Source organism: Vibrio sp., assembly GCF_047973365.1.
In the GTDB taxonomy this organism is placed as follows: Bacteria; Pseudomonadota; Gammaproteobacteria; order Enterobacterales; family Vibrionaceae; genus Vibrio.
On record NZ_JBKEBW010000113.1, the window covers coordinates 1 to 22761 of the forward strand.

Below are 22761 nucleotides of genomic sequence, written 5' to 3' on the forward strand. Positions count from 1 at the left end.
CCCACCCTCAATCACAGTATTGGTCTGACTAAGTATTGGGCTTTGCGCTATTTTGGACGCTTACCCACCAGTACCGCCGAAACAGATTACGGTTAGTTGTGTACATCTAACTTCCTATGGCTTCCTTCAGACCCCACCGTTAGCCCGTGACGCCCTTGCCATTCGGATTGTCTTCCCCTTAGTCAGGGTGACTCCACTTTCTTTCAAGTGGACGGGTTTGCCAGCTTTGCTGGGCAAACAAAAAAGAGCAAATGCTCCTTTTTTAATCCGATGTTATTTTCTATCTTAAAAAAAGATCCTGGTAGTTTTTGGTGGTTTTTGCTGCAATTTCAGATAGAGAGCACCCTTTTAACTGCGCAATGTAAGCTGCAACTTCAACAACATAAGCTGGTTGGTTCTCCTTTCCACGATGCGGGATAGGGGCCAGATACGGTGAATCCGTTTCAATCAGCAACCGCTCAATCGGAAGTACTTTGACCACTTCTTTGAGTTCTGTTGCTTGCCTGAAGGTGACTATTCCGGAAATAGAGATATAGAAACCTAGCTCCATTGCTGCTTGGGCAAATGCCAAATCTTCGGTAAAGCAATGAATCACGCCACCACAGCGCTCTGCCTCACCCTTTTTCAGCATATCCAAGGTATCCGAACGTGCATTGCGAGTATGAATAATCAAGGGCTTATTTAGTGCAACGGCGGTTTCAATTTGTTGTGAGAAACGCAACTTCTGCAATTCAGCCGTTTCTGGCTGATAATGATAATCCAAGCCAGTTTCACCAATTGCTACAACCTTAGGATGTTTGGCGTATTCGTGGAATTTATCTAACGAAAATTCGCTTTCAACATCCAGTGGATGAACGCCACAGGATGCGTGCACATTATCAAATGGTGCGATCATCTCGAGCATGTCTGGAAAGGAGTCAAGCGTCACACCAACCGACAATAGCTGTTTCACATTTGCTTGTGCAGCTTTGTTCACGACATCCGATATATCAGTATGTAAATCTTGATAGTCCAGCTTATCCAGATGACAATGGGAATCTACAAACATGTTTCCTCGTTAAACTTAAATATCCAATCGGTAATTAAAAGCTCGGTGTTCAAGCCAGTAAACTGCTTCAGTTTTTCGATTAAAACCGCTAATTCTGAACTCTGCTTTTCTAAAACAACATAGCTCAATAATGAAGATAAAGTATGACAGCCAGGCGTAAAATTGGCTTGAGCAACGCCAAAATGAACTTTCTGAGCATCAGTAAGCAGATACCAGAGCCAAGTCAGCCGTGCGACAGGTGATTCATTCAACTTACTGGTACACTTGAGCGCGGCATCGACATCACCTTGGATAGCGGCTATCAGGCTTTCTTCAATCGACTTATATGCATCTATATCTCCAGATTGCATAAAGGCTTTGGTCTGCACAGGTGCATTACCATTGAGATGAGATGCGAACGTCGGAACATCAACGCCGAGCTCTTTTTTCAACCATTGTGTGACAACTGCCGAGTGAGGTTCAGGTATAGCTACTTGTTGGCATCGACTAACTATCGTGGGTAGCAACGCACTGACTTTTGCAGCAATCAGCACAAACACACACTTCTCTGGTGGCTCTTCCAGTGTCTTTAATAAGGCATTGGCTGCGGATTCATTCATCGCTTCGGCTGGCTCAATCACAAAAAGACGATAGCCAGATAGCTGTGAAGACTCTTGGGCTATGCGATTACATTGACGGATCTGTTCTACCGTAATGGCTTTGCCTTCTTTTTCTGGCTTAACCACATGATAATCAGGATGATTTCCCGATTGCATTAAATCGCAGCCGTGACAAAATCCACAAGGTTCACTGGTAGAAGTAGTGCACATTAATGAGCGAGCAAACTGCTCTGCTAACTGAAAAGTGTCTAAACCCGGTGAGGAAGAGATCAGAGTCGCAGAGGCAAAGCTGCTGTTGTCTAGCTGACGCTTCCAACTATCCCAACTACCTTGCAACCAAGAATGGAGATTTTGCATATTGTTTCCTATACGCTCTGCAGCCATTGCCGTAGTGCAGACTGAATATCCTGCGCCACTTTATCAATGGTTTGTGCAGCGTTAACCACAATAACCGAATCATCTGCATTTGCAATCTCTAGATATCGCGCTCTTGTTCGCTCGAAGAAGCTAATATCCATTTTTTCAATCCGGTCGAGCTCCCCACGTCCACGGGCACGCTCGAGACCCACTTTAGGATCGATATCTAAGTAGAGCGTTAAATCCGGTTTAAAGTCGCCCAATGTAGTCTGCTTCAAGCTTTGCATGGTTTGACAAGAGATTTGGCGCCCCCCCCCCTGATAAGCCTGAGAAGACATATCATGACGATCACCGACAACCCAATGACCTTGTGCAAGCGCGGGCTTAATCACGTTTTCGACCAATTGAACACGAGCGGCATACATGAGAAGGAGTTCCGTCATGTCTTGCAAAACTTCGCCTTCATGTTCCTGCTTCACCAACTCGCGCATCTTTTCCGCCAGCACAGTACCGCCGGGTTCACGCGTACGTGTTATTTGCTCAACACCAACGTCATGCAGTGTTTCTACAATCGCTTGAATAGCGGTACTTTTACCAGCCCCTTCGAGACCTTCTACAACGATAAATTTTGATTTCATTATTTATTACGTATCTGTTTTAGATAAGCGCGAACTGCGCGGTTATGTTCTTCCAGTGTTTTTGAAAACACATGTCCACCATTACCACTAGCAACGAAATACAAGGCATTGCTTTGATTAGGATTAAGAGCGGCATTGATTGAAGCTGGGCCTGCCATCGCAATCGGAGTTGGTGGTAAACCCAAAATCACATAAGTATTGTATGGCGTCGGGGTTTTGAGATCTTTCTTACGGATATTGCCGTCATAGGCTTCGCCCATACCATAAATAACCGTCGGATCTGTTTGCAAACGCATGCGTTTATTCAAGCGATTGACGAACACAGATGAGATTTGGGTTCGTTCATCTTCAACCGCTGTCTCTTTCTCAATAATTGAGGCCAAAATCAGCGCTTCGTAGGACGATTTCAGTGGTAAGCCACTTTGTCTGTTTTCCCACGCTTCAGAGAGAATATCATTCAGTTTCACGTGGGCACGTTTAAGGATATCTAAATCACTCACACCATGAGTAAAATGATAGGTTTCAGCAAGGAATAATCCTTCCAGTTTTTCCCTTTCGATACCCAACTCTTGAGCAATTTGTTTTTCGCTTAAGGCACCTAATGTGTGTTTCAGATTCGGATTATTAGCAAGAATATCTCGCCATTCAGAAAATCGACTGCCTTCAACAAAAGTGATCGCAAACTGATGCTCTTTGCCTGAGATAAACAGCATTAGCGCTTGATTCAAATCCATATCCGGTGTGATTTGATACGTACCCGCCTTTAAACCTGCGAACTCTGGGTGTAATCGATGGATAAATGACGACAACGAACTAGGCTCAATCCAGGCTTTATCAACCAACATCGACATAGCCCGATTAAGACTAGTACCGTTTTGAATCGTAACGATTTGTGGCTGTTCTATTTTTAGAGGCTGCTCAAGATAACTGTTTACTTGGCTCTGGACATAGAAATACGCACCAGCAACACAGAGGATAAGAATGACCAATAAAAAAGATAACTTTTTAATCACGAATTAAATTTCTCCTGAATTCTTAGCGTCTGTTGTCCTATCGAATACTTATGCTCTGATATTTGAACCACAGGCGCGACCTCTAGCAGTGAGTTAGAGATAAAAACTTCTTCTGCGTTATCAAGATGATCGAGTTCGAAATCACCTTTCACGACTTTTAAGCTAAGATGGCGGGCGTATTCTAATATATTTCTGCGCGCAACTCCTGCCACTCCGGCATTTTTTAGTGAAGGCGTGTACAAAGTAGTGCCTTTTAGCCAAAAAATATTTGCTGCTGTGGTCTCGACAATATGACCATGAATATCTAAACATACTCCATCAAGATACCCAGCTTGCTCCATTTCGCCTTTTAACAATACCTGTTCTAAACGATTGTTATGTTTGTGTCCTGCAAGTAACGGATTCAATCCCATACGCTTGGAACAAACCCCAAGCCGCAAACCTTCGGCTTGCCATTGTGCGTAATGCGCAGGAAACTCAAAGCGGCTAATCGTAACATTGGGTTGCGTAAGATGAGCGGGGCTATACCCTCGCCCACCAGTGCCTCTGCTGATGTGAATTTTAACGCCCGCTTTAGCATCTGGAAGAATGGCGAATTGCAACCATTGTTCAACTTGAGACCAATTAGGAAAAGGTATGCCAAGCGCTGTTAAACACGCTTCCATACGCTCTATGTGATACGGCCAATGTTCAATCTCACTGTGTTTTGTCAATATGGTGGTGAAGCACCCATCACCGTATTGAAAGGAACGATCGCCCACTGAGACGAAGTCCTTCGGCTCGCCATTTATCCATATCATATTTCCGCTCCCTGAAAATAAAGAAACGGCTTAATGCTAAGCATCAAGCCGTTTCAAAACAAGCACAGTTCAATAAATCTTAAACGCGTTTAAAGATCAATGAGCCGTTTGTTCCCCCGAAACCAAAAGAGTTACACATTGCGTATTCCATACCTTCCACCTTACGAGCAGTGTTTGGAACAAGATCAACATCTAAACCCTCTTCTTGATTTTCAAGGTTAATTGTTGGTGGAACCATTTGGTCGACTAAAGACATAACAGTAATGATAGATTCAACAGAACCTGCGGCACCTAATAAGTGACCGGTCATTGACTTAGTTGAAGAGATAAGAACTTGTTTCGAACCCGCTTCACCTAGTGCACGTTTAATGCCTTTCACTTCTGCAACGTCGCCTGCTGGCGTAGATGTACCGTGAGCATTCACATACCCGATTTGTTCACCCGTTAAACCAGCGTCACGCATTGCCGCTTCCATCGCTAAAGCACCACCAGAGCCGTCTTCACTTGGTGACGTCATGTGATAAGCATCACCAGACATACCAAAGCCTACGATTTCCGCGTAAATTTTAGCACCACGAGCTTTAGCATGTTCGTACTCTTCGAGAACCATAATGCCAGCACCATCGCCAAGAACAAAACCGTCGCGGTCTTTGTCCCAAGGGCGAGAAGCTTTCTGAGGTTCATCATTACGAGTAGATAATGCTTTAGCGGCACCGAAGCCAGCCATTCCTAGTGGTGTAGACGCTTTTTCTGCACCACCGGCAACCATAGCTTCCGCATCACCGTAAGCAATCATACGAGCTGCATGACCAATGTTATGCAAGCCTGTTGTACATGCGGTAGAGATAGCGATGTTAGGGCCACGTAGACCACGCATGATCGATAAATTACCTGCAATCATGTTTACAATGGTTGAAGGTACAAAGAATGGGCTAACTTTACGAGGACCTTTTTCAAGTAGTGAACAGTGGCCATTTTCGATAAGTTCTAGACCACCGATGCCTGAGCCAATAGCCACACCAACGCGTGGCGCATTTTCTGCAGTGATCGATAAACCAGAATCGTCTAACGCTTGAATACCCGCTGCAATACCATACTGGATAAACAAATCCATTTTGCGAGCTTCTTTTTTAGACATGTAATCTTCGCAGTTAAAGTCTTTGACTAGACCTGCGAAACGAGTTGAATAATTTGTAGTATCAAAGTGTTCAATATTAACAATACCACTTTGACCAGCTAGCAGGGCTTTCCAAGAAGATTCTACTGTGTTGCCCACTGGTGACAACATACCCATGCCAGTGACAACGACACGACGCTTGGACACGATCATATTCTCCGGGAATTGAAAAATTCTATGAGAGGTAAAGATGAGTGAGAAAAACTCAGGCGGTCAGATGACCGCCTGGGAAGAGACATTACTGAGCGCTGTTTACGTAGTCGATCGCAGCTTGAACAGTAGTGATTTTCTCTGCTTCTTCATCAGGAATCTCAGTGTCAAATTCTTCTTCTAGAGCCATAACTAGTTCTACAGTGTCTAGAGAATCCGCACCTAGATCTTCAACGAATGAAGCTTCGTTTTTAACTTCTGCTTCGTCTACGCCTAGCTGTTCAACAATGATTTTCTTTACGCGTTCTTCGATGTTGCTCATTTTTTCTTTTCCTTTACAGATTTCGCCTAATGCGATGATTCCGTAGTTTATTCTAACTAGGGAAAGTTGCAAGGGGGTCCTTGCTGGTCAAACCACAAAATTGGCGATTTTAACCGAAATTCACACCATTTTTGACATATATCATGCACAAATCTTACGCATTTTTTTGTCAATTAATATACAAAGTTGGTCACATTTAAGACTCAATGTCCAACTTAGCACAAAAATGGCATTAAACCATATACATGCCGCCATTTACGTGCAAAGTTTCGCCCGTAATGTAAGCTCCTTCAGGTGAAGCCAAAAATGCAACTGCCGAAGCAATTTCACGTGGATCACCTAGACGACCAGCGGGTACTTGTGCAAGTGTAGCAGCACGTTGCTCATCATTCAGCGCTTTTGTCATATCTGTTTCGATAAAACCAGGTGCAACTGTATTGACTGTCACGCCACGCGAAGCCACTTCACGTGCCATTGATTTAGTAAAACCAATCACACCCGCTTTTGCAGCTGCATAGTTTGCTTGTCCAGCGTTACCCATAGTACCAACGACAGAACCTACGTTGATAATACGACCGTTGCGCTTTTTCATCATGCCACGTAACACAGCTTTTGACATACGGAAGATAGAAGTCAAGTTAGTATCTAAAATATCTGACCACTCGTCATCTTTCATGCGCATCAGTAGGTTATCACGAGTGATACCTGCGTTGTTAACCAAAATATCGATAGCACCAAACTCATCGTTAATCGCTTTCAATACTGATTCAACGGATTCAACGTCTGTAACGTTAAGAGCAAAACCCTTACCGTTGCTACCAAGATATGCGCTGATTGCTTCTGCGCCACTTTCACTTGTTGCTGTACCAATTACTGTGGCACCACGTTCAACAAATAGTTCAGTGATAGCTTTACCAATACCACGGCTTGCACCTGTTACCAGCGCAATTTTGCCTTCTAGACTCATGAATTGACTCATGTTTGGTTCCTATATTTACTTAGCGGCTTCCAGTGAAGCGATATCGTTCACTGCGGCGGCATCTAAGGTTTTTACAATACGTTTAGTTAGACCAGTGAGAACTTTGCCCGGTCCCATCTCTAACAATTTTTCAATACCCTGTTCGCTCATTTTCTCTACGCCTTCAGTCCAACGTACTGGGCTATAAAGCTGACGAACAAGCGCATCTTTAATCTTCGCAGGATCAGTTTCTGCAATCACATCAACGTTATTGATCACTGGAACTTGTGGTGCATTGAATTTAATTTCAGCCAAAGCTTCAGCCAGACGTTCTGCTGCTGGTTTCATTAATGCACAATGTGAAGGAACAGAAACAGGTAAAGGAAGTGCTCGCTTCGCACCCGCTTCTTTACACAATGCACCTGCACGTTCTACGGCGTCTTTCTGACCCGCTATCACAACTTGGCCTGGTGAGTTGAAGTTTACAGGAGAGACGACATCGCCTTGAGCGGCTTCTTCACACGCTTTGGCAATCGCCTCGTCATCAAGACCAATAATAGCGTACATAGCACCAGTACCGGCTGGTACCGCTTCTTGCATCGCTTTACCACGAAACTCAACTAAACTAATCGCTTGTTTGAAATCGATAACACCTGCGCATACTAACGCTGAATATTCACCTAAGCTATGACCTGCAAGAACCGCTGGCTGCTCTAAACCAAGTTCTTGCCATACACGCCAGATAGCCACTGATGCTGCAAGTAATGCAGGCTGTGTACGAAATGTTTGGTTTAGATCTTCAACAGGACCGTTTTGAACCAGTGCCCATAAATCATAACCTAAAGCTTCTGATGCTTCTGCAAAAGTTTGGTTAACCACATCATACTGTTGCGCTAGATCTGCAAGCATACCGATAGCTTGAGAACCTTGGCCTGGAAATACGATAGCAAACTTGCTCATTGCTGTTTCCTCAAAATAATTAAGGCGTTAACTCAACGCCTTAAAGACTGTTATTTCAATATCTTAGAGATATAGTAACGATAAAATATTACGAAAATCGATTGGCTAAATTAAAATTTAATTAAAGCTGAGCCCCAGGTGAAACCGCCACCGAAAGCTTCTAAAAGTAAGTTGTGACCACGTTTAATGCGCCCGTCGCGAACGGCTTCATCTAGCGCAGTGGGTACAGTTGCCGCAGAAGTATTACCGTGTTTATCCAGGGTCAATACCACTTGGTCTAGCGACATAGACAGCTTTTTCGCTGTGGCTGAAATAATGCGATAGTTTGCTTGGTGTGGAACTAACCAGTCCAATTCAGACTTATGCATATTGTTAGCTTCTAAAGTATCTTTAACCAGTTTAGACAACTGTGTCACGGCTACTTTGAACACTTCATTACCAGCCATGTAAAGCCACTTATTTGCATCGCCGCCACGCTCAGGCACAGGCAGACTTAACAGTTCGCCAAACTCACCATCTGAGTAAATATGCGTGGAAAGAATACCCGGTTCTTTACTTGCACCGAGCACAACTGCACCTGCAGCATCACCAAATAGAATAAGGGTTGAGCGATCGGTTGGGTCACAGCTTTTTGATAAAGCGTCAGCGCCAATCACTAATGCGTTTTTGCACATACCCGTTTTGATATGCTGGTCAGCAACCGACAGTGCATAGATAAAACCAGAACAAGCCGCCGCCAAATCAAATGCGGGGCAGCCTTTAATGCCTAACTTTCCTTGTACCTGACAGGCAGATGAAGGGAAAGCGTGACTACTACTGGTAGTCGCAACAATGATGAGATCGATGTCGTTTTTATCAATGCCCGCCATTTCGATCGCATTTTGCGCTGCATAAAACGCCATATCGGCAACTGTTTCATCTTCAGCTGCAATACGACGCTCGCGAATACCAGTACGAGTGACAATCCACTCATCACTAGTATCTACCATTTTCTCTAAATCAGCGTTGGTACGCACCTGAGATGGCAGGTAGCTGCCAGTACCTAAAATTTTGCTATACATGAAGACTAATAATGCCTCTCGAGTAAAACCGCTTCCAAACGATCGCTTATACGGCTGGGTACTTGTCGTTTAACTTCATGCACCGCCTCTGAAATCGCGTTAACGACAGCGGGTACATCAGCACTTCCATGACTTTTTATTACAATGCCGCGCAATCCTAGCAAACTTGCACCGTTATACTGGTCGGGGTTCAGTGTTTTTAGCTCAGTAAATAGTTCAGAAAACAACTTTTTCGCAATCCAACCTTTTATGGATGAGCCTAAAAACTTATTTTTTAGCCTATCGATAAAAAGTTGTGCCGTTCCTTCACAAGCTTTTAAACAAACATTGCCGACAAAACCATCACATACCACAACGTCTGCTGCATCAATTAATAATTGGTTCCCTTCAATGTAGCCGATAAAATTGACCGCGTGGGTTTGAGATAACATTTCTGCACAACGTTTAACTAAATCGTTGCCTTTAATCTCTTCCGCACCAATATTGAGTATCGCTACTCGGGGGGGACGCCCTAGATGTTGCTCAGCCAAAGCCGCGCCCATTACCGCAAATTGAAATAGGGAGTCTGCGTCGCTGGACACATTTGCACCCAGATCCAGCATCCATGTTTTACCACCTGACGCGGTAGGCAACGCTGATACCAAAGCAGGCCGATCGATTCCCGGCAATAGTTTAAGCCTAAAACGAGATAATGCCATCAACGCACCTGTATTACCGGCACTCACACAGGCATCAGCCTGGCCGTCAGCAACGAGATCAATCGTCATCCCCATAGAGGTACCAGCACTATGACGCAAAGCCAATGATGGTTTTTCTGAATTCGAAATAACACGGTCACTCTTTACGACGCTCAAGCGAGCGTTCGGTTGGTAACCTAATAAAGAAAGTTGTTGGGCGATCTCAGTTTGATCACCGATGAGAGTCACTTTTAGCTCTGGGAAATGCGACAGTGCCTGCACGGCGGCAGGCACTGTTACGCGAGGACCGAAATCCCCGCCCATTGCATCAAGTGCAACGGTTAAATTTTGCAAAGGTCAACCTTACTTGTTGATAACCTTTTTACCACGATAGTAACCTTCAGCAGTTACATTGTGGCGTAGGTGAGTTTCACCTGAAGTCGCGTCTACAGATAGTGCAGCTGCAGTTAGCGCATCGTGTGAACGACGCATGCCACGACGTGAACGTGTTTTACGGTCTTTTTGTACGGCCATTGACCCTACTCCTATGTTAAGTGTTTTAAAGAATTACTTCTTTAAACTTTTTAAAACATCGAACGGATTCGGCTTCTCTTCCAAAATCTCTTCTGGAATTTCACCAAACACCATGTTGTCTGATTGAACGCTACAATCCGCATCATCGTGCATTGCTACTTGAGGCAAACTTAAGATGAACTCGTCTTCAACTAACTGAACCAGGTCAACTTCACCGTACTCATTAAGATCTACCAAATCGTAATCGTCGGGAATCTCTTCATCACTTTTTTTCCCAGTAATAGGAGTATAAGTGAATTCAATCTCGCACTCGTGTGCGAAAACCTCATTACAGCGCTGACACTCTAAATCAACTTCGATGTTAGCTTTACCAGAGATAACAACGAGTTGCTGTTCATCAAGCCCAAATGACAATGAGACTTGTGCGTCGCGTTTTACGCTATCGACTGATTCCTCTAGGCGCTTCAAAAGACTCATTTGGATGATGCCATCGTAATCAAGTCGTTTTTGAGCCGCTTTGCCCGGATCAATCGTTCGCGGTATCTTTACCTTTTGCATAGGGCGCGAATATTATCTTCCAAAATAGATTTAGTCAAAGAAAAAGGGTTAAAAATACAATTTTTCCCCTTTTCACGGGGAGAATTATGTTCAACCGCATTGAATGCTATATGCTGCACATAAACTTACCGATAATTGTAAAGTAAAATGCAAAATTACCAACTGATTTGTATGAGAACAAGGTTAACTCTCTAATTATAAAGAGATTATTATGACCTACTCCGTATCAAATCAGAATGAAGTCACTACGAGAAGTCACTACGCCTCTTCCCTTCAGTCTCCATCTGTATTAATTAACACTGACTATAGGAGGACAGCAAGTTCAGCCTGCAAAGTCTACTTTACGACAATCAAGAAGCAGAACACGTATTACCTGCGAGTCTTCCATCGAAATCAATTACAGAATGAAAGCATTACGGTGTCACTTAGAACAACGGAGAGGAGGACTGCAACGATGAACACTATTTACCTGAAAGATGCATTAATTGAGAAGGCAGGTCAGTTTGTAGATTTCAGCCATATGAGGGTTTATATCAAAGAATTGGCTAAAACTGAGTTACTAAGACCAAATAAAACTAATATCGATTGGTTCTACAAGGGAAACTTAGAGTTAGCACAGGAGGCTCTACAATCAGCTACAACGGTCAATCAAGTCAGATTTATACAATCGTATTCGGAAGTAATGAAAAAGGGCTTAGATAACGATACAGAAGGTCTGTTAGCTATTGTGGATAGCAATGCGAACGAAGTTAAATCACCTAACTCTCCTAACTCTCCTAACTCTCCTAACTCTCCTAACACTATTGTTTCCATGATTGATGATTACATCACTGAAAAGGAAGTAACTGGAAGTTGGACAAAGGCAACATTGGGAACCAAAGCGGCTACAGTAAGAAAGCTCGTTAACTACTTTGAAGCTTGCAACCTTGCGTCTAAGCCAATTGACCAGATAACACGACAAAACCTCTTGGAAGTGCGTACAGCTCTATCTAATGATGGTTTAAAGTTATCTACGGTTAATGGTCAAATCAGAAATATCGTAGCAGTGTTTAAATACGCTGAGTTACTTGATGTCATTCCAAAGAGTCCTGCCGTTAAGCTGCTATTCAAAGACCGTGAACAGAAGGAAGCCAAGGCTTTAACCGAAGACCAGATTAATCATGTATTGAAATACTTCCGTGAAGATTGGTTTAGCACTAAAGCTAAGCGCAGTAAGAAAACCATCGAAGCAATGAAGTTTATCAAATGGATTCCACAGATAGCTGCAATCACAGGAGCAAGGCTCAATGAAGTCCTACAGCTACGTAAAGGCGACATAAAGCTATCAGAGAACGGTCTGTGCCATTACATCAATATTAGCGATAGCGGAGACAATGTACTCAAAAACTCAGCGTCTGCTCGTGTTGTACCGCTCATAGATGGAGCATATGGCTTTAACCTGAAGCATTTCTTAGATGAAGTAGTCGATACCTGTAATGATGATTCAGACAATATTTTTAGACTTGATAACAATGACCGACAACTGAACAGCATCAAGATAGGCAAGCTTATCAAAGCGTATCGAGAGAATCACACAGAAGCTCCTGTGACGCTCACAATGCATTCTTTCCGTCACAGCATGGCTACTCTATGTCTAAACAATAAGATGCCTGAAAGCTTCGCAAAGGAAATCTTAGGGCATACACAATCAATCACATATGGCTTGTATGGTTCGGCTGGTGTTGATGTCGAGCGATTGTATAAAGAGATGCTGAAACTATGGTCATTTAGAGATGATAACTAATCTCAACTACAAGGCAGGGTTAATTACATAATGATAACAAATGTTGATACATAATGATAACAAATAGACGTTCACTGACACCTGAGAGATGACAAAATATCCTTATAAATCAATAACATTAATTAACCCTGACTATAGGGAGTAAGAGGGTATCCCAATGATAGATTACATTAAGTTTAATGATGATTATTAATATTATTATTGTTGATTAAATATCTATCTACATTAAGTCCATCTTAATAAACCCTGACTATTAGGAAGACCCAACGAACTACACCAAGGCAGAATCAATAAGTCCTTTGTTCATTGGTCTTCTGTAGCCACAAGTTAATTTCAATCAATCATATTAGCAATAGCTACACCAGTTAAGACACTGCGTTGTAAACACAATCATATGAGTCATTTCGTCTACCGAGGTGCATTGAGTGTTTCGACCAGTGTCTTTTCTATTTCTAATCATCTCTAATCATCATTACCAAGGAGAACAGCACCAATGAATCAAACAACTAATCGTCTATCGTTCACACAGAAAGTTCTACTTCATAAGCGAATGGTCGACTTACTACGTAAAAGCAAATCTGAGCATAGTCTATCAGCAGCAGACAAATTAGAAGCAACCTTGAATGGTATGCAAGGCATCACCTACTCAGGAATGGAAGCTGGTCGTAAAGAAGCTGCATATGAGCAAGCAAGGTTTCAACTTGAGAAAGAAGGAGTGATTTAACAATATGACTAATTCACCTAATTCAATTATCAAATACCATGAAGAAACTGATTCATATTCTGTCCACGGACAAGCCTTCACATCAGCTTACTTTAATTCTGTTCAAGTTCCTCTTTTACTTAACCTTGGTTGGTCTGTCGGGTTCATTCACAGTGCCTTAAAGGAAACACCTTTATCTAAACACCGTGACACCAGATTGGTCAGCCATCGAATCCAACTTGCTGAAGCAGCAGAAAGAGAAGCCAAGGAATTAGCTGAAAGAGCACGTATTGCTCAACTCAGAGACCCATCATATCAAGCCAAGCTGAAAGCAGAACGTGAAGTTACAGCCGCTGAGATTCGTAAGCATGTTGCAAACCGTATGCGCTCTAAGCCTCTATACACCAACAATCCAAACCAAGACCCAATTCCATCAATTAAATGGTAATGGTCGTGCTAATAACTAATAATAAGGAGAGAATAACACCCATGATAAACCATAATCCTCAAGATTCATACAATTATCTTTCACAGCTATCAACTAAACTAAATGGTCTGTTTAACAGCGTAGCGTTCAAAACTCAATGTGGCGAACATGCTCGATACTTCAAGTTTCACCGCAAAGGTGACAACCCTAAGACCATCCAAGTTCCTACGCTCGCTAATCGCTCTGTAAAGCTCAATATGCAGGATAAATCTCAAAATAGTAAACCATCCATCATTACTCATAAACAAGGTTCTCTGGTCGTTTCAAAGCCATGCAACGAAGGATTACTAATTAGTGCAGCCATTGAGTTGTATGATTCAGAAGTTAGTGGACATATCACCGACCTTTCACTGAAACAAGAAGTTGACACTATCGTGGAGAGCCTAAATGACACGGTAAACAAAGAACTGCTCAGCTTAATCGAAGGGTCTGATGACTTTGAGAAACTCGTAAAGGTAATGCCATTTGTTGAAGCTGAGGGTACTGGTCTTAAAGCTCGCGGAGAGGCTCTACAGGAAGCAATCTTCTTAGCTAAGGCAGATATACTTCCATTAGGCAAAGAGCTCTCTGATTACGTTGTGGGACTTTCTGATACAGCATTCACAGCCCTTGAGTATTCATCTCGTATTAATGGCTTTAAATCACTTGATGAAATGTTTAATACCGAAGTATTCGCTTTCACAAGCAAGACTGAAGAAACAGGTACTCAGGAGTATGGTTATGTAATTCCAACTCGTCATACAGCGATAAGCTTTGAAGAGTCAGAGAGTGGCAAGGTGGTTAACTTTGAAGTGAGACGCATTGCTCAGACCCAATCAAGCATCATGGAAATCTCTGCGTTTGCTGAGGTATTAGCTTCAGGATTCACACAGGTTGATATTGAGGGTCAGACAGTTGATGTGACAATGCCACTCATCGCTCAGTTCCGCTTAGGTTCAGAGCCTGAAGTTTAGATATACACACATACACATAGATAAACAAGGACAAGCCCTCCGTTTTGGGGGGTCTTTTGGTCAAGAAATGACCCTCCGTTTTGGGGGGTCTTTTGGTCAAGAAATGACCATCCCTTAAATGTGCATAAAGAGAAAAAGAGGAGAATTATTAATAATGAATATGAACAATACAAAACAGACACTTACTTTAAATGGTGTCACTATCCATTCAGTCCCAGAGACTAACGGACTGTTTGACCTTACCGACTTCTGGAAGGCTTACACTGGGAAGGACAAGAAGAAAGCTCCTAACCAATGGCGAACTAAAGTAGCTAAGGAACTAATGCTCCTGCAAAAATTGCATGTGCATAACTTAGGATATCGAGAAGGTAAACAGACTTTAGGTACACAAGAAGCTGTCATTGCTTACGCTATGTGGTTAGACCTTGGTTTCTATATGTCAGTAGTGTCTGCCTTCTCTACCATCATCACAGACGAATCTTTAAAGGAAAAGGTAGTAACTGCATTAGTTAAAGATAACAAGCCCGTAGAAGCTCGTATAGTCGCTCGTAGCACATCCTTTAAGGAAGACCGTAGTTATGCCTTTGCTACCTTGAAAAGTATACGTAAAGTTCGCTATAGACACGCGCATAATACTAACTAATCAAAAGTAACTAGTCAACCTTAATTAAAATCTACCAGAAAAATCTGAGTGACCATCTAACTAATTGAGCACAGAGTTTTACCCCATAGGGTCGCTTTGTGCCCATCTTTCGTTATGTGTATATCATTACCAATAGGTCACTAAAGAGTTCAACAAAGGAGTCACTAAAGCCTTGACAGTGAGCATCCACTACCCTTATATTCCTTATATACCAACGCCTTGTGAACCCCATGCCAAATTACCAACTAGTTTTAGCCTCAACTTCACCTTTTCGCCAACAGTTGCTAAACAAACTGAATATTCCTTTTATAACCGCTCAGCCAGACTGTGATGAAACACCACTGCAAAATGAATCACCTGAATCATTAGTGCAAAGACTTGCCGATCAAAAAGCCCGCTCTTGTGTTGTCGAAAAGCCGAGTTTAATCGTCGGTTCGGATCAAGTTTGTGTCATTGACGGACAAATCGTTGGTAAACCGCATTCTCAACAAAAAGCGATTGAACAATTAATCAGTCAAAGTGGTAAAGCCATTACTTTTTATACTGGTCTGGCGCTCTACAACTCTCACACTCGACAAAGTCAAATTACACTCGATACATTCACAGTGCATTTTCGACACTTAACGAGAAGCATGGTTGAGAGATATGTGGAAAAAGAATTGCCTTTAAACTGCGCTGGTAGTTTTAAGAGCGAAGGTTTAGGAATTGCGTTATTTGAGAAGTTGGAAGGCGATGACCCTAACTCGCTGATTGGCCTCCCTTTGATTCAACTCATCAAGCTTCTGGAGAATGAAAATTTTACGGTACTGTAAACGTAAAAAAGCTTGAGCCCTCGTTCCCACGTTCTGAAGTGACCCCCAATAGTTGGACAACCAATTATTGGGGGTCACTTCAGAACGTGGGAATGCATATTTCGTTCCGAAATTCTGGAATGACGCCTTTAAAATGACCTATCTGCTATTATTTCGCATTTTTTATTTCGCATCTCTCATTTTTGCCAAAGCATTCTCTAACTTCGAATCAAGCGGAGCATTAACTTCCATCAACTCTTCCGTTGCCGGATGAATAAAACGAATGTTGGCGGCATGCAAAAATAAGCGGTCAATACCAAATTGCGCGGTATAAGCGTCAAAACGACGATCACCATAACGATCATCCCATGCGATAGGATGTCCCATGTATTGAGTATGAACACGAATCTGATGAGTTCGCCCAGTAATTGGGCTCGCCTGAATCAAGGTTGCCTGTGCAAATTTCTCTAGGATCTTAAAACGCGTTTCTGATGGCTTGCCATTGGAACTCACACGCACAATGCTGTTCACTTCATTCTTTAACAATGGCGCATTAACCGCTTTCCACTTGCTTTCCCACTCGCCCATAACCAGAGCAAAATAGTATTTTTGTACTGTTTTCTCTCTAAACTGGGCTTGCAGATGACGCAACGCTGAGCGCTTTTTTGCAACTAACAGAATACCGGATGTATCGCGGTCAATTCGATGCACCAGTTCTAAAAAACGCGCTTGAGGGCGAAGGGCTCGCAATGCTTCGATAGCACCAAATTTTAATCCGCTGCCGCCATGTACAGCCGTACCTGATGGCTTATTTAAGATCAGCAGATGTTCATCTTCGTGGAGAATGCAACTTTCCAGCTCGGCAACTTTATTAAGCTTAGTGCTCGGTGCAACCGTTTCATCAGCTTTCACTTCCACTGTAACAGGAGGCACGCGAACCACATCCCCTGCTTCCAGCTTGTATTCTGCTTTCACGCGCTTTTTGTTTACACGCACTTCACCCTTGCGCAAGATCCGGTAAACCATGCTTTTAGGAATTGTTTTTAATTGGTTACGCAAAAAGTTATCAATGCGTTGACCAGCCATATCTTCATCTATGTCGATGAGTTGGACTTGAGTTCTAATTTCGTTCATGACGACTATTCTAACTGAAACTGGCTGAATTCATATTTTCTTCGTGATTAAAAAACGCTTTTCGAATGCTTTTTTTTGATAACTGGTTGAAATAAACACCACAAAGCCTTCTGCTCCCGAAAACTGGGCTATTTGTTATTGATAAAATACAAACTTCTTAGCTATTTTGCTTAAAATTGACACGGACTAGGAAACACTTTTGAACATAGCCAGAAATTTTTAAGCGCTTTCTAATAAAGCACATTGCTGTGATTAGCAGTCACTGCTATAGTTCACACCTGCGATAAGTGAACTGGTATATTTCTATTTTTATCGTTTACTTAAAGCAATGTTAATGAGTAGTAAACCTATAACCTAATGCTGCATTGGCGTAAGACATTTCAGGTTTGGGTTTCTTGTTGCTCTACTCTTCGCCTTTTCATGATGAGTTTCTCCGCCTCAATGCGGATCACAGGCTGTTTCAGTTTGTGATGACTGACGTGCCCTCAGAGCATCCCCTCCAGCCGGGAGGCTGTAATGAATCAAGCCATGGGATCTGGCACCATGAAAGCGAACCAAATGTGACAAGAACAATAATCAAAACAAAGAAAAAATTACGAGATTTTTAAATGAAAAGAATGCTTATTAACGCAACTCAGAAAGAGGAGTTGCGTGTCGCTTTGGTTGATGGCCAGCGATTATTCGATCTTGATATCGAAAGTCCTGGACACGAATCTAAAAAAGCGAACATCTACAAAGGTCGAATCACCCGAATTGAACCAAGTTTAGAAGCTGCTTTCGTTGATTACGGCGCTGAAAGACACGGTTTCCTTCCTCTTAAAGAAATTGCCCGCGAATACTTCCCAGAAGGTTATACCTACCAAGGTCGTCCAAGCATTAAAGAAGTGCTTAAAGAAGGCCAAGAAGTTATCGTTCAAATTGAAAAAGAGGAGCGTGGTAGTAAAGGCGCAGCGCTAACAACATTCATTTCTCTTGCAGGGAGTTACTTGGTTCTTATGCCAAATAACCCTCGTGCGGGCGGTATTTCTCGCCGTATCGAAGGTGATGAACGTACTGAGCTTAAATCTGCATTAAGTACATTAGAACTGCCGCAAGGTATGGGGCTAATTGTTCGTACTGCAGGTGTAGGCAAAAATGGTGAAGAGTTAGAATGGGATTTAAACGTTCTATTGAACCATTGGGCGGCAATCAAACAAGCGTCTGATTCGAACCCTGCACCATTCCTTATCCACCAAGAAAGTAACGTTATCGTACGTGCGATTCGTGACTACTTGCGTCGTGATATCGGTGAAATTCTGATCGATAGTAATACTATCTACGAACGAGCACTTGACCATATCCGTCTGGTACGCCCTGATTTCGTAAACCGCGTTAAGAAATACGAAGGTGAAGTGCCGCTATTTAGCCACTTCCAAATCGAAAGCCAAATCGAATCGGCGTTCCAACGTGAAGTGCGCCTACCTTCTGGCGGTTCAATTGTTATTGACCCAACAGAAGCACTCACTTCTATTGATATCAACTCAGCTCGCGCGACAAAAGGCGGCGATATCGAAGAAACGGCTTTGAACACCAACTTAGAAGCGGCTGATGAAATTGCACGCCAATTACGTCTGCGCGACTTAGGTGGTCTGGTTGTTATCGACTTCATTGATATGACACCTGTTCGTCACCAACGCGAAGTAGAAAACCGTCTGCGTGATGCGGTTCGTTTAGACCGTGCCCGTGTACAGATTGGTCGTATCTCACGTTTTGGTCTTTTAGAAATGTCTCGTCAACGCTTGAGCCCTTCTCTGGCTGAAGCAAGCCATCATATTTGTCCGCGTTGTTCTGGTACCGGTGTGGTTCGTGACAACGAATCTCTGGCACTTTCTGTTCTTCGTTTAATTGAAGAAGAAGCGTTGAAAGACAACACGTCACAAGTTCTGGCGGTTGTGCCGGTTTCTATTGCTTCATATCTATTGAACGAAAAACGCCGCTCAATTAGCCACATTGAACGTATTCAAGAAGTTCGAATTACCATCGTTCCAAATTCAGACATGGAAACACCTCATTTTGAAGTGGTTCGTGTGCGTGAAGGTGAAGAGCACGAGATCCTTTCTTATCTGATCCCTAAAAAGCTTGAAGCGTTAAAAGAAGCCGAAGGTAAAGAGACGAGCGAACAAGATTTCCGCCCAAAACGCATCGAAGAACCAGCGTTAAAAGGCTTTGCTTCGCCAGCACAATCAGCGCCAACGCCAGCTCCTGCTCCGGTTGCTAAAGCGAAAGTTGAAACAACAGTAGAAACACCAACAGCTGAACAAAAACCAGGTTTGGTGAGCCGTTTCTTCAAAGCTCTGTCCAGTATTTTTGCTTCTTCAGAAGAAGAGAAAAAAGACCAAGCAAAAGAAACAACTGACGCTGATAACGAACCTAAAAAGCAACCTCAACGTCGTGAGCGTAATGACCGCCGTCGTAACAATAACTCTCGAGACAGAAACCGCCGTAAACCAAGTGATAAGGCGAATGACAAAGTTGAGAGTGAACAACAAGTTGTTGCAAACGAAAACAAACAGCAAGAGCGCAAACCTAAGCAAGAGCGTCGTAACAAACGCGATCGTAATGAAGCTAAATCAAACAAGCTTCAACAAGAAGGTCTGCAATTAGCGGCTGAAGCGCAACAAGAAATTTCTGAAAAACCAGCAAACGAAGTTCAGCAGACGAAAGCTGCCGTGGTTAAAGAGCGTCGCCAGCGTCGCAAGCTTAATAAGCAAGTACGCGTGAGCAATCAACAAACTGAAGAAACAGACATTGTTGAACAGCCTATCGCTACCGAACTGACAGCACCTGTTATTCAACAACTTAACAGTGATCCGATTCAAGCAGATGTAGAGACCGACAACGCAGAACAGCAAGATGAACAGAAGCAACGTCGTAATCGTCGTTCACCTCGTCACCTTCGTGCAAGTGGTCAGCGTCGTCGCCGTGGTCGCGATCGTCGCCCTAACCCATTCCGCCTACGTAAAGGTGGGGTAGCATCTCCTGAGATGGCGATGGGTAAAGTGATGCCACGTTACGATTTAGCTAAACCAGTAGTTAAAGCGCAGACTCAGGGTGAAGCCGTAATTGAGCAAGCAGTAGTTGAACAAGCAGTAGTTGAACAAACCGTTGCATCAACACCAGCACTAGGCGGCTACGCATTCCCTGAAATGGCGATGGGTAAAGTGATTGTTCGTCGTGACGTAACTGTTGCTGAAGCGCCAGTTGAGAAAGCTCCAGAAACTGTGGCTGAAACGCCTGTCGTTGAACAAGCACCTGTCGCTGAAACAGTTGTTACACCAGCTGCTGTTGAACAAGCACCAGTTACTCAACCTGAAGTGGAACAAGCCCCAGCAGTTGAAACCATTGAACAACCGACAACAGAAGCGCCTGTAGCAAAAGTTGTTGTGGGAGAAGTGGTAGAACAAGAACAAGCGGCTGAGATCCCTGTACCAGTAGTTGAACCAGCGAAGAAAGCGAGTGTTACAGCTCCAGCAAAAGGTCATGCATCATCACCGATGACTAAAGCTTCTGGGCCGCAAGAAGTGCGAGAAATTGCTGTTAATGCCGCGCCTTTCCGCACTGAACGCTATGCACCTATTGGTGCTGGTAGCCAAGTCGCTAGCAGTCAAGCAGGATCTGCAATGGCTAAACCTCAGGGTTACTAATATCAATCTCTTTAAAAGCCACCTTCGGGTGGCTTTTTATTATTTGTAGCAACTCATTGAGGGTGATTATTGGTTCATTATTGAACTTCATCACACAATTCTGTAGCATCCGCCATTCATTTTTAACTCGATACGTTCAGATTTTTGAATACATTTTTGCCCGATGAGATTTCATTCGGCACATCCCACTTTTATTCAATGGGCGTGCTAATTAAAGTCGGTTCACTACAATTATCAGGAAAAGCACTCAAGTCATGTTTGAATTTCCCCAGTTTTCCAAACACTCTGTAAAAAATGACGTACTTTCAGGTCTTACCGTTGCTTTGGCTCTGGTACCAGAAGCCGTCGCATTCGCATTTGTCGCCGGTGTCGACCCTATGGTTGGCCTGTATGCGGCATTTATTGTTGGTCTTATTACTTCGATTTTCGGTGGCCGTCCGGGGATGATCTCTGGCGCGACTGGCGCTATGGCTGTGGTAATGGTCAGTTTAGTATCAAGTCACGGCGTTCAATACCTGTTTGCAGCGATATTGTTTACAGGGATTCTACAAATTGCCGCGGGTTTATTTAAACTCGGTAAGTTCATTCGCATGGTTCCACACCCTGTGATGATCGGCTTCGTCAATGGCTTAGCTATTGTTATCTTCCTTGCACAGTTAGGTCAGTTCAAAGCACCCGATTTGAGTGGCGCGCTCACATGGCTTCCAAACGAGCAACTATTCCTGATGTTAGGTTTAGCCGCTTTGACTATGGCTATCATTCACTTTCTACCGAAAATTACCACTGCAGTTCCATCTTCATTAGCAGCGATTGTTACCGTTACTCTTCTGGTTCAAGGGCTTGGGTTAGAAACGCGTACTGTTGTCGATTTCTTGCGTGCAATGTCGGGTAATGACGGCGCAACGCTTGCAGGTACACTGCCAACTTTTGCCTTCCCAGTTGTCCCTATGACACTGGAGACTTTGCAAATCATTCTGCCATATTCTGTCATTTTGGCTGCTATCGGTTTGATTGAGTCGCTACTAACCTTAACAGTGCTTGACGAAATGACCAACACTCGTGGTAAGTCTAACCGCGAATGTATGGGACAAGGTTTAGCAAACATTACTTGTTCAGTGTTCGGTGCAATGGGTGGCTGTGCGATGATTGGCCAGTCAATGATCAATATTAATTCCGGTGGCCGTGGTCGCCTATCAGGTATTGTGGCAGCAGTGATGCTGTTGTTCTTTATCTTGTTTGCGGCATCGCTCATTGAGATGATTCCCCTTGCCGCTCTGGTCGGTGTGATGTTTATGGTCGTTATCGGCACTTTCGAGTGGGCAACCTTTAAACTTGCTCGCCGCGTACCTAAACAAGACTTCTTTGTCATCATACTGGTAACGGTTGTAACCGTGTTTACTGATTTGGCTATTGCTGTGGTTGTCGGTGTCATTGCTTCGGCTCTTATGTTTGCCTGGGAATACGCCAAACATATCTACGCAAGTGAAGTGACCCCATAAAGTTGGACATTTCTGTTAAGCGGCTTGCAAGGCCTGATTTCGATATTCTATCGGAGTCAGGCCTTTAAATTTCACCTTAATCCGTTTTGTATTGTAATACTCTATATATTCTTCGATATTTGCAATCAGTTCATCAGCATCAGTGAAGCTTTGACCGTGATACATCTCTGTTTTGAGTAAAGCGAAGAAGTTTTCAGCCACTGCATTATCTAAACAGTTTCCTTTTCTCGACA

Annotated in this window: 22 protein-coding genes and 1 pseudogene; 8 read left to right on the top strand and 15 right to left on the bottom strand. The window is 43.3% G+C overall.

Annotated elements, in window-relative coordinates; genetic code table 11:
- Positions 1 to 280 precede the first annotated feature (280 nt).
- The 13 genes from ACK5MF_RS14580 to yceD all read right to left on the bottom strand — a co-directional run bounded on the left by ACK5MF_RS14580 (position 281) and on the right by yceD (position 10852).
- Positions 281 to 1048: a TatD family hydrolase gene (locus ACK5MF_RS14580; RefSeq protein ID WP_416923326.1), complete on the bottom strand. Its 768-nt coding sequence runs from the start codon at positions 1046 to 1048 to the stop codon at positions 281 to 283.
- Complete coding sequence (gene holB, locus ACK5MF_RS14585; RefSeq protein WP_416923327.1) at positions 1039 to 2004, bottom strand: DNA polymerase III subunit delta'; 966 nt, start codon at positions 2002 to 2004, stop codon at positions 1039 to 1041. The genes ACK5MF_RS14580 and holB overlap by 10 nt, the downstream gene beginning before the upstream one ends.
- Positions 2005 to 2012: 8 nt before the next feature.
- Positions 2013 to 2642, bottom strand: coding sequence for a dTMP kinase (gene tmk / locus ACK5MF_RS14590; RefSeq protein ID WP_416923328.1), 630 nt, complete (start codon positions 2640 to 2642; stop codon positions 2013 to 2015).
- Positions 2642 to 3655 (bottom strand): endolytic transglycosylase MltG, encoded by a 1014-nt coding sequence (gene mltG / locus ACK5MF_RS14595; protein ID WP_416923329.1) that lies wholly within the window; start codon positions 3653 to 3655, stop codon positions 2642 to 2644. Before mltG ends, tmk begins: the two co-directional genes overlap by 1 nt.
- Entirely contained in the window at positions 3652 to 4455 is an 804-nt protein-coding gene (gene pabC / locus ACK5MF_RS14600; RefSeq protein ID WP_416923330.1) for an aminodeoxychorismate lyase, read from the bottom strand. Before pabC ends, mltG begins: the two co-directional genes overlap by 4 nt.
- Before the next feature lie 79 nt (positions 4456 to 4534).
- The gene (fabF, locus tag ACK5MF_RS14605) at positions 4535 to 5779 is read right to left on the bottom strand and encodes a beta-ketoacyl-ACP synthase II (RefSeq protein ID WP_416923331.1); all 1245 of its coding nucleotides are present in this window, start codon (positions 5777 to 5779) and stop codon (positions 4535 to 4537) included.
- A gap of 91 nt (positions 5780 to 5870) precedes the next feature.
- Entirely contained in the window at positions 5871 to 6104 is a 234-nt protein-coding gene (gene acpP / locus ACK5MF_RS14610) for an acyl carrier protein (protein ID WP_014204679.1), read from the bottom strand.
- Between the two features lie 232 nt (positions 6105 to 6336).
- Entirely contained in the window at positions 6337 to 7071 is a 735-nt protein-coding gene (gene fabG, locus ACK5MF_RS14615) for a 3-oxoacyl-ACP reductase FabG (protein ID WP_416923343.1), read from the bottom strand.
- A gap of 27 nt (positions 7072 to 7098) precedes the next feature.
- Positions 7099 to 8022 carry an ACP S-malonyltransferase gene (gene fabD, locus ACK5MF_RS14620; protein WP_416923332.1) on the bottom strand — a complete coding sequence of 308 codons (924 nt, stop codon included), beginning with the start codon at positions 8020 to 8022 and terminating at the stop codon, positions 7099 to 7101.
- 110 nt (positions 8023 to 8132) lie between these two features.
- Complete coding sequence (locus ACK5MF_RS14625; protein ID WP_416923333.1) at positions 8133 to 9083, bottom strand: beta-ketoacyl-ACP synthase III; 951 nt, start codon at positions 9081 to 9083, stop codon at positions 8133 to 8135.
- A 5-nt stretch (positions 9084 to 9088) separates the two neighbouring features.
- Positions 9089 to 10114, bottom strand: a complete 1026-nt coding sequence (plsX, locus tag ACK5MF_RS14630; RefSeq protein WP_416923334.1) for a phosphate acyltransferase PlsX — start codon at positions 10112 to 10114, stop codon at positions 9089 to 9091.
- A gap of 9 nt (positions 10115 to 10123) precedes the next feature.
- Positions 10124 to 10294, bottom strand: coding sequence for a 50S ribosomal protein L32 (gene rpmF, locus ACK5MF_RS14635; RefSeq protein ID WP_165311862.1), 171 nt, complete (start codon positions 10292 to 10294; stop codon positions 10124 to 10126).
- Positions 10295 to 10327: 33 nt separating this feature from the next.
- Positions 10328 to 10852: a 23S rRNA accumulation protein YceD gene (gene yceD / locus ACK5MF_RS14640; protein WP_165311863.1), complete on the bottom strand. Its 525-nt coding sequence runs from the start codon at positions 10850 to 10852 to the stop codon at positions 10328 to 10330.
- A 211-nt stretch (positions 10853 to 11063) separates the two neighbouring features.
- Between yceD and ACK5MF_RS14645 the strand changes: the two genes are divergently transcribed.
- The 6 genes from ACK5MF_RS14645 to ACK5MF_RS14670 all read left to right on the top strand — a co-directional run bounded on the left by ACK5MF_RS14645 (position 11064) and on the right by ACK5MF_RS14670 (position 16233).
- Positions 11064 to 12635, top strand: a complete 1572-nt coding sequence (locus ACK5MF_RS14645) for a tyrosine-type recombinase/integrase (protein WP_416923335.1) — start codon at positions 11064 to 11066, stop codon at positions 12633 to 12635.
- Between the two features lie 493 nt (positions 12636 to 13128).
- Positions 13129 to 13359 carry a hypothetical protein gene (locus ACK5MF_RS14650; RefSeq protein WP_416923336.1) on the top strand — a complete coding sequence of 77 codons (231 nt, stop codon included), beginning with the start codon at positions 13129 to 13131 and terminating at the stop codon, positions 13357 to 13359.
- Between the two features lie 4 nt (positions 13360 to 13363).
- Positions 13364 to 13786 (top strand): hypothetical protein, encoded by a 423-nt coding sequence (locus tag ACK5MF_RS14655; RefSeq protein ID WP_416923337.1) that lies wholly within the window; start codon positions 13364 to 13366, stop codon positions 13784 to 13786.
- 41 nt (positions 13787 to 13827) lie between these two features.
- On the top strand, positions 13828 to 14778 hold the full coding sequence (locus ACK5MF_RS14660) for a hypothetical protein (RefSeq protein ID WP_416923338.1): 951 nt from the start codon (positions 13828 to 13830) through the stop codon (positions 14776 to 14778).
- A gap of 322 nt (positions 14779 to 15100) precedes the next feature.
- The gene (locus ACK5MF_RS14665) at positions 15101 to 15421 is read left to right on the top strand and encodes a hypothetical protein (RefSeq protein WP_416923339.1); all 321 of its coding nucleotides are present in this window, start codon (positions 15101 to 15103) and stop codon (positions 15419 to 15421) included.
- 230 nt (positions 15422 to 15651) lie between these two features.
- A complete protein-coding gene (locus tag ACK5MF_RS14670; protein WP_416923340.1) occupies positions 15652 to 16233 on the top strand; it encodes a Maf family protein in 582 nt (193 codons plus the stop codon).
- Between the two features lie 162 nt (positions 16234 to 16395).
- Here the strand turns inward: ACK5MF_RS14670 and rluC are convergent, their stop codons facing one another.
- Positions 16396 to 17346: a 23S rRNA pseudouridine(955/2504/2580) synthase RluC gene (rluC, locus tag ACK5MF_RS14675; RefSeq protein WP_416923341.1), complete on the bottom strand. Its 951-nt coding sequence runs from the start codon at positions 17344 to 17346 to the stop codon at positions 16396 to 16398.
- A gap of 608 nt (positions 17347 to 17954) precedes the next feature.
- Between rluC and rne the strand changes: the two genes are divergently transcribed.
- Both rne and ACK5MF_RS14685 read left to right on the top strand, forming a co-directional pair.
- Positions 17955 to 21029 (top strand): ribonuclease E, encoded by a 3075-nt coding sequence (rne, locus tag ACK5MF_RS14680; RefSeq protein ID WP_416923342.1) that lies wholly within the window; start codon positions 17955 to 17957, stop codon positions 21027 to 21029.
- A 254-nt stretch (positions 21030 to 21283) separates the two neighbouring features.
- A pseudogene (locus tag ACK5MF_RS14685) lies at positions 21284 to 22507 on the top strand (SulP family inorganic anion transporter); the annotation flags it as partial.
- 36 nt (positions 22508 to 22543) lie between these two features.
- Here ACK5MF_RS14685 and ACK5MF_RS14690 read toward each other — a convergent pair.
- A partial coding sequence (locus tag ACK5MF_RS14690; RefSeq protein WP_416919910.1) for an IS3 family transposase occupies positions 22544 to 22761 on the bottom strand: 218 nt, incomplete at its 5' end.